Annotated in this window: 7 protein-coding genes; 2 read left to right on the top strand and 5 right to left on the bottom strand. The window is 44.0% G+C overall.

Annotated elements, in window-relative coordinates; translation table 11 throughout:
- Positions 1-411: Lrp/AsnC family transcriptional regulator (locus tag E1160_RS02235; RefSeq protein WP_155153363.1), on the top strand; the 411-nt coding region annotated here is incomplete at its 5' end.
- 89 nt (positions 412-500) lie between these two features.
- Positions 501-1,223 (top strand): hypothetical protein, encoded by a 723-nt coding sequence (locus tag E1160_RS02230; RefSeq protein ID WP_155153362.1) that lies wholly within the window; start codon positions 501-503, stop codon positions 1,221-1,223.
- A gap of 54 nt (positions 1,224-1,277) precedes the next feature.
- Here E1160_RS02230 and odhB read toward each other — a convergent pair whose 3' ends face one another.
- From odhB to mdh, 5 genes are all read right to left on the bottom strand, one after another.
- Positions 1,278-2,537 carry a 2-oxoglutarate dehydrogenase complex dihydrolipoyllysine-residue succinyltransferase gene (gene odhB, locus E1160_RS02225; protein WP_155153364.1) on the bottom strand — a complete coding sequence of 420 codons (1,260 nt, stop codon included), beginning with the start codon at positions 2,535-2,537 and terminating at the stop codon, positions 1,278-1,280.
- A gap of 85 nt (positions 2,538-2,622) precedes the next feature.
- Positions 2,623-5,568 carry a 2-oxoglutarate dehydrogenase E1 component gene (locus E1160_RS02220; RefSeq protein ID WP_155153361.1) on the bottom strand — a complete coding sequence of 982 codons (2,946 nt, stop codon included), beginning with the start codon at positions 5,566-5,568 and terminating at the stop codon, positions 2,623-2,625.
- A 266-nt stretch (positions 5,569-5,834) separates the two neighbouring features.
- Positions 5,835-6,710 (bottom strand): succinate--CoA ligase subunit alpha, encoded by an 876-nt coding sequence (sucD, locus tag E1160_RS02215; RefSeq protein ID WP_155153360.1) that lies wholly within the window; start codon positions 6,708-6,710, stop codon positions 5,835-5,837.
- Positions 6,710-7,906 carry an ADP-forming succinate--CoA ligase subunit beta gene (gene sucC, locus E1160_RS02210; RefSeq protein ID WP_155153359.1) on the bottom strand — a complete coding sequence of 399 codons (1,197 nt, stop codon included), beginning with the start codon at positions 7,904-7,906 and terminating at the stop codon, positions 6,710-6,712. Before sucC ends, sucD begins: the two co-directional genes overlap by 1 nt.
- Positions 7,907-8,329: 423 nt before the next feature.
- Complete coding sequence (gene mdh / locus E1160_RS02205) at positions 8,330-9,283, bottom strand: malate dehydrogenase (protein WP_155153358.1); 954 nt, start codon at positions 9,281-9,283, stop codon at positions 8,330-8,332.
- Positions 9,284-9,444: the final 161 nt, after the last annotated feature.

Raw genomic sequence — 9,444 nt, 5'->3', positions numbered from 1 at the left:
TTAAATGCGTTACAAAGAGATTCTCGTCAGTCCTTTAATGCGCTAGCGAAGTTAACTGGCACATCGACTCCTACTGTGATTGATCGTGTTCGTCGATTGGAAGATCAAGGTATACTCCGAGGATATACAGTTATAATTGATAGAAAAAAATTAGGATGGGATTTAACCTCAATAATTCGTGTGACATGTCCACAAGATCAATATCAAAAAGTTCACAGACTCTCGCAAGATATGTCTGAAATATTGGAATGCCATCATGTGACAGGTGAGGATTCATTTTTTATCAAAGTAATTGCGCGTGATATTGAGCATCTGGAAACCATTATTTCTCGTTTCTCTGGTCTTGGGCGGAGCATTTCAACAATTGTTCTTTCTTCGTCAATTGAGGGAAAGGGGCTATCAATTAAATAAAGAAATTCCTAGGTGGACAAAATGGCCATTTATGTTGTTTACTTACTTATATTAGAGAAGTCTATTTCTCGGACTTGGGAACCTTAATCATGCGATTGTTTGTTCTTTTTGTATTGGTGGGGGCATTTTTTACTTTTCCTGTATCGGCGCAGAGATGTGTTACGATTGGCTATTGGGCTGAGGAATCGGATCAAATAAAAAATATGATGAGCTTGATTGAACGAGCGTATCAAAAAGCCGGTGTGTGTTATCAAACCAAGGTGACTTCCCGACCTCGAGCTCTTCGATATATTGGGGAGGGTCAAATTGGAGCCTTAGGCTGGGCAAAAATAGATTATGTAACAGCAAACTCAGATTTCGTTTTAGGCCTGAGAACTCCGCTTGGCTATTCAACTTTTGATTTGATATTTGATCAGAAAGTGATTGGTGAAAACTTCGATCCACGCGCCTTTAAAAATAAAATTGTGGCGGCGTTTCGAGCTGATGAGATGGCGCATAACGAGGTCATAAAGTTAGATGCAAGTCTAATAAAAGCAAGATATTTGGATCAATTGGTCGCATTGCTTCAAAGTGGTCGTGTGGCTGCAATCATCATCCCTTCTTTATCAAGTGAACTTGACGATGTCAGAGCAAAGTTAGGGAAGGGATATGGGGTAAAGGTATATAATGGAACTACATATCTACATGTGATGCATAAGAAATACAAAACTGAATATGTAAAAGTGAATAAGGCCTTCACGGAGTTATATTCTGAGCATGGTTTTATCGAAGCCATGAAAGAGCTGAACTATGAGAATGCCAATGGGTTTTAAATAAAAAGGCGAAGCAAGAAGATGCTTCGCCTTTTTCGCTATTCTCAAATAATATTAGACATCGATCAATAGGCGTTGTGGATCTTCAATGCACTCTTTCAAACGTACAAGGAAGGTCACTGCTTCGCGACCATCAATGATACGGTGGTCATAGGAATGCGCCACATACATCATATTCCCAACGGTAATGTTGCCCTGATCATCACAGATCGGACGTTTCTGAATCTTGTGCATACCCAAAATACCAGATTGTGGTGGGTTTAAGATCGGTGTGGACATCAAGCTACCAAAGATACCACCATTGGTAATGGTGAATGTACCACCCTGCATTTCTGCCATGGTTAATTTGCCATCGCGTGCACGACGTCCAAAATCAGCGATACCTGCTTCAATTTCAGCAAAACTTAACTTATCGCAATCACGCAATACAGGAACAACCAGACCTTGTGGTGTGCCAACGGCAATACCAATGTCATAGTAGTTTTTGTAGATTACCTGATCCCCATAGATCTCTGCATTCACAGCCGGTAGTTCTTTCAATGCGGTTACTGCTGCTTTTACAAAGAAACTCATAAAACCAAGTTTTACATCATGTTTCTTTTGGAAGGATTCTTTGTATTCGTTACGCAAATCCATCAACGCTGTCATGTCAATTTCGTTGAAAGTAGTCAACATCGCTGCTGTGTTTTGTGCTTCTTTCAAACGTGTGGCAATGACTTTGCGAAGCTTGGAAAGTTTCACGCGTTCTTCACCGCGTGGATCCATAGGACGCTCTGGCGCTGGTGCAAATGTTTGTGCTGCTGGAACTGCAGAAGATGCTGGTGCCGCTGCAGATGCTGCAGGAGCGGCTGCTGCATTGCCGGACAAGTAGTTTTGAACATCTTCTTTTGTGACATTACCTTTTGGACCCGTAGCAGGGGCTTGGGAGGCATCCACATTGTTTTCCGCAGCCATCTTTGCAACAGCCGGGGATAATGTTTCATTGCGTTCTGCTGCGGGTGCAGGTGCCGCTGCAGGTGCTGCTTCTTTTGGAGCTTCCTTAGCAGGTGCCTCTGAAGAAGTGGCAGTTGCCTCTGCACCTTCTTCGATACGACATAACAAAGCGCCAACTTCGACATCGGTGCCTTCTTCAACAACAATTTCTGTGATAACACCTGCCACTGGGGAAGGGACTTCGACAGTAACCTTGTCAGTTTCAAGTTCAACAATTGGGTCATCAACTGCAACAGCTTCGCCCACATTCTTCATCCAACTGTTAACAGTTGCTTCGGAAACGGATTCACCCAAAGTTGGGACTACAATATCTTTTGCCATATTTTTTGCTCCTGTTTGAGCTTCTTCTTTTAAGCTCTCATTTTGAGCAGGAAATGATGGAGGCACCCATCACTTCCTGTGTGAATTAACTCAGCGTAATTGCTTCTTTAACCAATGTTTCTTGTTCGATCTTATGTCGACCACCACTACCTGTTGCAGGGGAGGCTGCTTCAGCGCGACCAACATAACGCGGGCGGCTACAAACTTTATTTCCAGAAGCACCGATAACTTTTTCAAGACGGCGATCCACAAAGAACCATGCGCCGTTATTTTCAGGTTCTTCCTGACACCAGACAACTTCTGCATTCAGGAAGCGACTTAACTCAGTTTCAAGGGCTGAATCCGGGAATGGATAAAGTTGTTCAAGACGCATGATGTAAACATCTTTGATACCTGCTTCATCACGTGCTTCGGCTAGATCGTAATAAACCTTACCTGAACATAGAACGACACGTTTGATATCCTTATCAGCCGCTAATGTATTCGCAAATTGTGCATCATCCCATAAAACACGGTGGAAAGTTGCCTGTTCGGAAAATTCAGAAAGTTTACTGACGCAGCGTTTGTGACGTAACAAGGATTTAGGGCTCATTACGATCAAAGGTTTGCGGAAATCACGACGTACCTGACGACGCAATGCGTGGAAATAGTTGGCAGGGGATGTAATATTACAAATCTGCCAGTTATCTTCGGCTGAAAGTTGAAGGTAACGTTCAAGACGCGCAGAACTGTGTTCTGGTCCTTGGCCTTCAAAGCCATGTGGTAACAACATAACCAAACCGCACATACGCAACCATTTGCTTTCACCAGAGGCAACAAATTGATCAATGATCACCTGTGCGCCATTGGCGAAGTCACCAAATTGCGCTTCCCAGATCACTAAAGAATGTGGTTCTGCTGATGCATATCCATATTCATAGCCAAGTAATCCAAATTCGGACAATGGACTATCGATCACTTCATAACGTGCCTGACCCGTACGGATATTATTTAAGGGGATATATTCGCTTTCGTCTTTTTGATCGATCAATACCGAATGACGATGTGAGAAAGTGCCACGTTTACAATCCTCACCTGAAAGGCGAATGGTGGTGGATTCACATAATAATGTACCGAACGCTAAAGCTTCTGCGGTTCCCCAATCAATGCCCTCGCCAGAATCAAACATTTTCTGCTTGGCTTTTAACTGGCGTACGATTTTCGAATGGACATTGAAATTTTGCGGATAGCTCGTAAGAGCTTGCCCTACTTCTTTCAACAGGTTTTCTTCTACAGAAGTTTCACCACGACGTGCATCTCCAGCAGCCAGACCTAAACCTGCCCATTTGCCCTCAAACCAATCGGCTTTGTTTGGCTTATATGCTTTTGCAGATTCAAATTCAGCTTCCAGTTCTGAGAGATGTTTATCAACAATCGCTTTACCTTCACCTGGTTGGATCACGCCCGCATCTTCCAGACGTTTGGCATAGATTTCCTGTGTACGTGGATGTGTACCAATTCGATCATACATCAATGGCTGGGTGAATTTAGGCTCATCCCCTTCATTATGACCATGGCGGCGATAACACCACATATCAATCACAACGTCTTTTTTGAAACGTTGACGATATTCCATCGCCATGCGCGCCACATGGATACATGCTTCTGGATCATCGCCATTCACATGGAATACGGGCGCATCGACTGTTTTCGCCATATCAGAACAATATGGTGAAGAACGTGAATAACGCGGAGACGTGGTAAAACCAATTTGGTTATTGGTTGCGATGTGAATTGTGCCGCCTGTCTTGTATCCATTAATTTGAGATAGCAAGAAGGTTTCAGCAACGATACCCTGACCAATAAAAGCAGCATCTCCGTGAAGCAACAAGCCCATTACTTTGGAATGATCTGCATCACCACGTTGGTCCTGTTTTGCACGTACCTTACCTAACACAACTGTATTCACAGCTTCCAAATGACTTGGATTAGCAGTTAAGGATAGGTGAATTTTCTTACCGTCAAACTCGCGATCGGCAGATGTACCTAAATGATATTTCACATCGCCAGAACCTTGAACATCTTCTGGGTTGGCACTGCCACCTGCAAATTCATTAAAGATCGCGCGATAGGGCTTATGCATGATATTGGCAAGGACATTCAGGCGACCGCGATGGGCCATGCCCAGAACGACTTCTTCCAAACCAACTTCTGTACCACATTTGAAGATTTGCTCCATCAACGGTACTAACGCCTCACCACCATCAAGACCAAAACGTTTTGTGCCACGATATTTTTTATCAAGGAAAGTTTCGAAAACATCTGCCTGCGTGAGGCGATCCAAAATGGTGCGTCGACCCAGATCAGTAAAATCTTTGCGGTTTAATGTGGATTCCATGCGTTCCTGAATCCATGCTTTTTCCTCTGGATCCTGAATATGTAGGAATTCAACGCCAATATTGCCGCAATAAGTTTGCTCACAAATACTTACGATTTCACGTAAAGTCGCGGTTTCCAAGCCTAACACATAATTGATGAAAATCGAATGATCCCAATCTTCATCTCCAAAGCCATAAGAAGCTGGACTTAATTCTGGATGCTCACCACGATCTGTTAGATCAAGAGGATCCAATGTCGCATGTAGATGACCACGCATACGATAGGCGCGGATCAACATTAATGCGCGAATGGAATCAAGGGTTGCTTGCCTGATTTGTCCTGCTGGCGCTGCTGGGCCTGCAGAAATATTTTTCAGCTGAGACATCAGGGCATCAAGAGTTGCATTTCCAGATGCTGTATCTTTTTCCATCAATGCATCTGAAAGTGAAGTTCCTGCATCGGTTCGTCCACCGACGACTTTAGTATCTCTTTTTTGCCAACTTGGGCCAAGATCACGGGTGACAAGATCGTCAATCTCTTCATCTAACCCGTCAAAAAAAGCCACCCAGCTCTCATCTACCGCAGCGGGGTCCGCTTGATAACGCTTATACATTTCCTCAATATAAATTTCATTAGCCTGAAACAGAGGGGATGTATCGCCTAAATACGCCATGAGCGCATCTCCTTAACCGTCAAAACGTAGGATAGACGCAGATCATAGGTCGGCCGTCATGAGGAAGGATAGTCCTTAAATCCTAATCGGAAATTTGGAATTCCCTATCGGCGGTTCCGGTCTATGAAACGGTTCTATCCGTTCTTCTCATTGGGCCTAAAAATTATTTCCTAGACCTTATTGTTTAAAGCATCTCCTGAAAACAAGAGGTACTCCAGATTTAAAATAAGAAGGGGAAGCTTTATTTAGCTTCCCCCTCATTATTTTTAACCTTTCATGGTCTCCAACATTGTGGAGCCCAATGCGGACGGGCTCGCCGCCACATTGATACCAGCAGATTTCATTGCTTCGATTTTAGATTCCGCAGTACCTTGACCACCAGAGATAATCGCGCCGGCATGGCCCATACGTTTACCTGGAGGCGCTGTTACACCTGCAATGAAGCCAACCATTGGCTTTTTAACTTTAGAAGATTTGATGAATTCCGCCGCTTCTTCTTCTGCTGTGCCACCAATTTCACCAATCATGATGATGCCTTCGGTCTCATCGTCGTCAAGGAACATTTCCAAACAATCGATAAAGTTCGTGCCGTTTACTGGGTCACCACCAATACCGATACATGTTGTTTGACCAAGGCCAACAGCCGTTGTTTGACCAACAGCTTCATATGTCAATGTACCAGAACGGGATACAACGCCGATTTTACCTGGCTGATGAATGTGACCTGGCATAATACCGATTTTACATTGGTTAGGTGTGATCACGCCTGGGCAGTTTGGGCCTACAAGACGAGTCTTGGAACCATGCAAGGCACGTTTCACCTTAACCATATCCTGTACAGGAATACCTTCTGTAATACAGACAGCTAATTCCATTTCAGCATCGATTGCTTCTAGGATTGCATCCGCCGCGAAGGGAGGCGGTACATAGATGACAGTCGCATTTGCATCTGTGCGATCTTTTGCTTCGGCAACAGTATTGAAAACAGGTAAGTCCAAATGTGTGCCGCCACCTTTGCCGGGTGTTACGCCACCAACCATTTGTGTGCCATATGCAATGGCTTGCTCAGAGTGAAAGGTACCTTGGGCACCAGTGAAACCCTGACAAATGACCTTTGTATTACGATCAATAAGAACGGCCATTAGCTTGCCTCCTTCACTGCTGCAACAATTTTTTCTGCTGCGTCTTCCAGATTATCAGCGGAAATGATTGGCAAACCACTTTCAGCCATGATTTCTTTGCCGCGCTCCACATTTGTACCTTCAAGACGTACAACAAGTGGCACATGCAGGCTGATTTCACGTGCAGCCGCAACAACGCCTTCGGCAATCACATCACAACGCATGATGCCGCCAAAGATGTTAACCAAAATGCCTTCTACATTTGTGTCGGACAAAATGATCTTAAATGCTTTGGTTACACGTTCTGTTGTTGCACCACCGCCAACGTCTAGGAAGTTAGCAGGCTCACCGCCTTTGAGTTTGATGATGTCCATTGTTGCCATCGCAAGGCCGGCACCATTCACCATACAACCAATCGCACCATCCAGTTTGATATAGTTTAACTCATGTTTTGCCGCTTCCAACTCAGCGGGATCTTCTTCATCTTCGTCACGCATATCGGAGATATCGCCATGACGGAATAAAGCGTTATCGTCAAAACCCATTTTTGCGTCCAAGGCGATCACTTCGCCTGCGCCTGTAATTACTAATGGATTGATTTCAACCATATCAGCATCAAGTTCAACAAAAGCTTTATACATCGCCATCAAGAACTTGGTGCAAGATTTGATCTGATTGCCTTCAAGGCCAAGGCCGAATGCAATTTTACGACAATGGAAACCGGAAATGCCTGATGCTGGATCGATAGTTGTTTTGATGATTTTTTCAGGTGTTGCTTCAGCAACATCTTCAATATCCATTCCGCCTTCTGTGGAGGCCATGATCAAAACACGACTTGTAGCGCGGTCTAGCAACAAGGATAGATACATTTCTGTTTGAATGTCGCAGCCATCTTCGATGTAAAGACGTTTTACTTCTTTACCGCTCGGGCCTGTTTGCTTTGTTACCAAAGTTTGGCCCAGCATAGCTTTTGCGTTTTCGCGTACATCTTCTACAGATTTCGCAAGTCGCACACCACCTTGGTCAGGATCGCCTCCTTTGAAACGGCCTGCGCCGCGGCCACCAGCGTGAATTTGTGATTTAACAACCCAAATTGGGCCGCCCAGTTCGTTCGCAGCTTGAACAGCTTCATCGACAGTGTATGCAACCTTACCATTTGGCACAGCAACACCGAACTTACGAAGCAATTCTTTTGCCTGATACTCGTGAATGTTCATGGTTCTCCGGTTTCCCTCCCGGTTGACCCTGTTTGAATTTTCTTATCAGATTTGAAACTGGAGATACCAATTTCGTCTCTTGAATTTCGAAAACCCCTGTTAGGGCCGTGGTGAAATTTGTTATTTACTCGATAGTTGAATTTATGAATGATCGTTCATAAAATTACGAAAAGTCGCATTCAGACAATTCAACCGTCGCAGTTCCTTAATTTAACAGCAAAAATTCAGTTCGCAACCGCCCAAATTAAAATTTTTGCTGCTACGCACCTAAAAAATGCTGATTTTTGTGGTGAATGTGATCACAAAACGCTAAATTTCGGGTAGAAACAAAAAAAGCGGGACAATCCGCCCCGCTTTTCAAATTTTATTTTAAAATGAAAAAATCGACTCTTTGACGAAAATTTCCGTCAATTTTTCAATTTTTTATCCTTCCATGCCATCAACAACCGCGTTCAAATCTTTTACAGCCTGAACAGAATTGTCGAACATTGCACGTTCGTCATCATTCATTTTAATTTCAACAATCTTCTCAACACCATTTTCACCGATGATGCATGGCACGCCAACATAAAGGTCATCCAGACCATATTCACCGGAGCAATGTGCCGCACATGGAAGAAGTTTACGTTTGTCTTTCAAATAAGCATCTGCCATTTCAATCGCGGATGATGCAGGGGCATAGAATGCAGAACCGGTTTTCAATAGGCCAACGATTTCAGCTCCACCATCACGGGTGCGTTGTACGATTTCGTCGATTTTTTCCTGTGTAGACCAACCCATTTCAATCAAATCAGGCACCGGAATACCAGCTACGGCTGAATAGCGTGTTAATGGCACCATTGTGTCGCCATGACCGCCCAATACAAATGCGGTTACATCTTCAACGGAAACATTGAATTCTTCAGCTAAGAAGTAACGGAAACGTGCGGAATCAAGGACACCAGCCATACCGACAACTTTGTTTGTTGGAAGGCCAGATGCTTTTTGTAAAACACCAACCATAACGTCTAGTGGATTTGTGATACAAATGACAAATGCGTTTGGACAGTTGTTTTTGATGCCCTCACCAACGGACTTCATCACATTGGTGTTGATACCGATGAGGTCATCACGGCTCATGCCTGGTTTACGCGCAACACCTGCGGTTACAATCACAACATCTGCATCTTTTATTTCTGCATAGTCATTTGCGCCTGTCATACGTGCATCAAAACCTTCAACAGGGGAAGATTCCGCCAAATCCAGTGCTTTACCCTGTGGAATACCTTCTGCGATATCGAACAATACAACATCGCCGAGTTCTTTCAAACCAGCAAGATGAGCCAATGTGCCGCCAATGTTACCTGCGCCTACCAATGCAATTTTATTGCGAGCCATGATTAATTCCTTCCGAAAATTGTTACCATAAGTGAGTATGGAACGGGTTGGGAAAACTTCGTCGGGTTTCGGCTTTGTAAACCCAGAAGCGAAAAGTTGTAGCTTTGGTAAACCATGAGGAAGAAAATATCAAGAATTTGCGTATGGGCGACATGAAACAT

It is taken from the genome of Curvivirga aplysinae, from assembly GCF_009711445.1.
Classification (GTDB): Bacteria; Pseudomonadota; Alphaproteobacteria; order UBA8366; family Aestuariispiraceae; genus Curvivirga; species Curvivirga aplysinae.
Note: the sequence above shows the minus strand (reverse complement) of the source record. Positions and strands in the feature narration are given on the sequence as shown.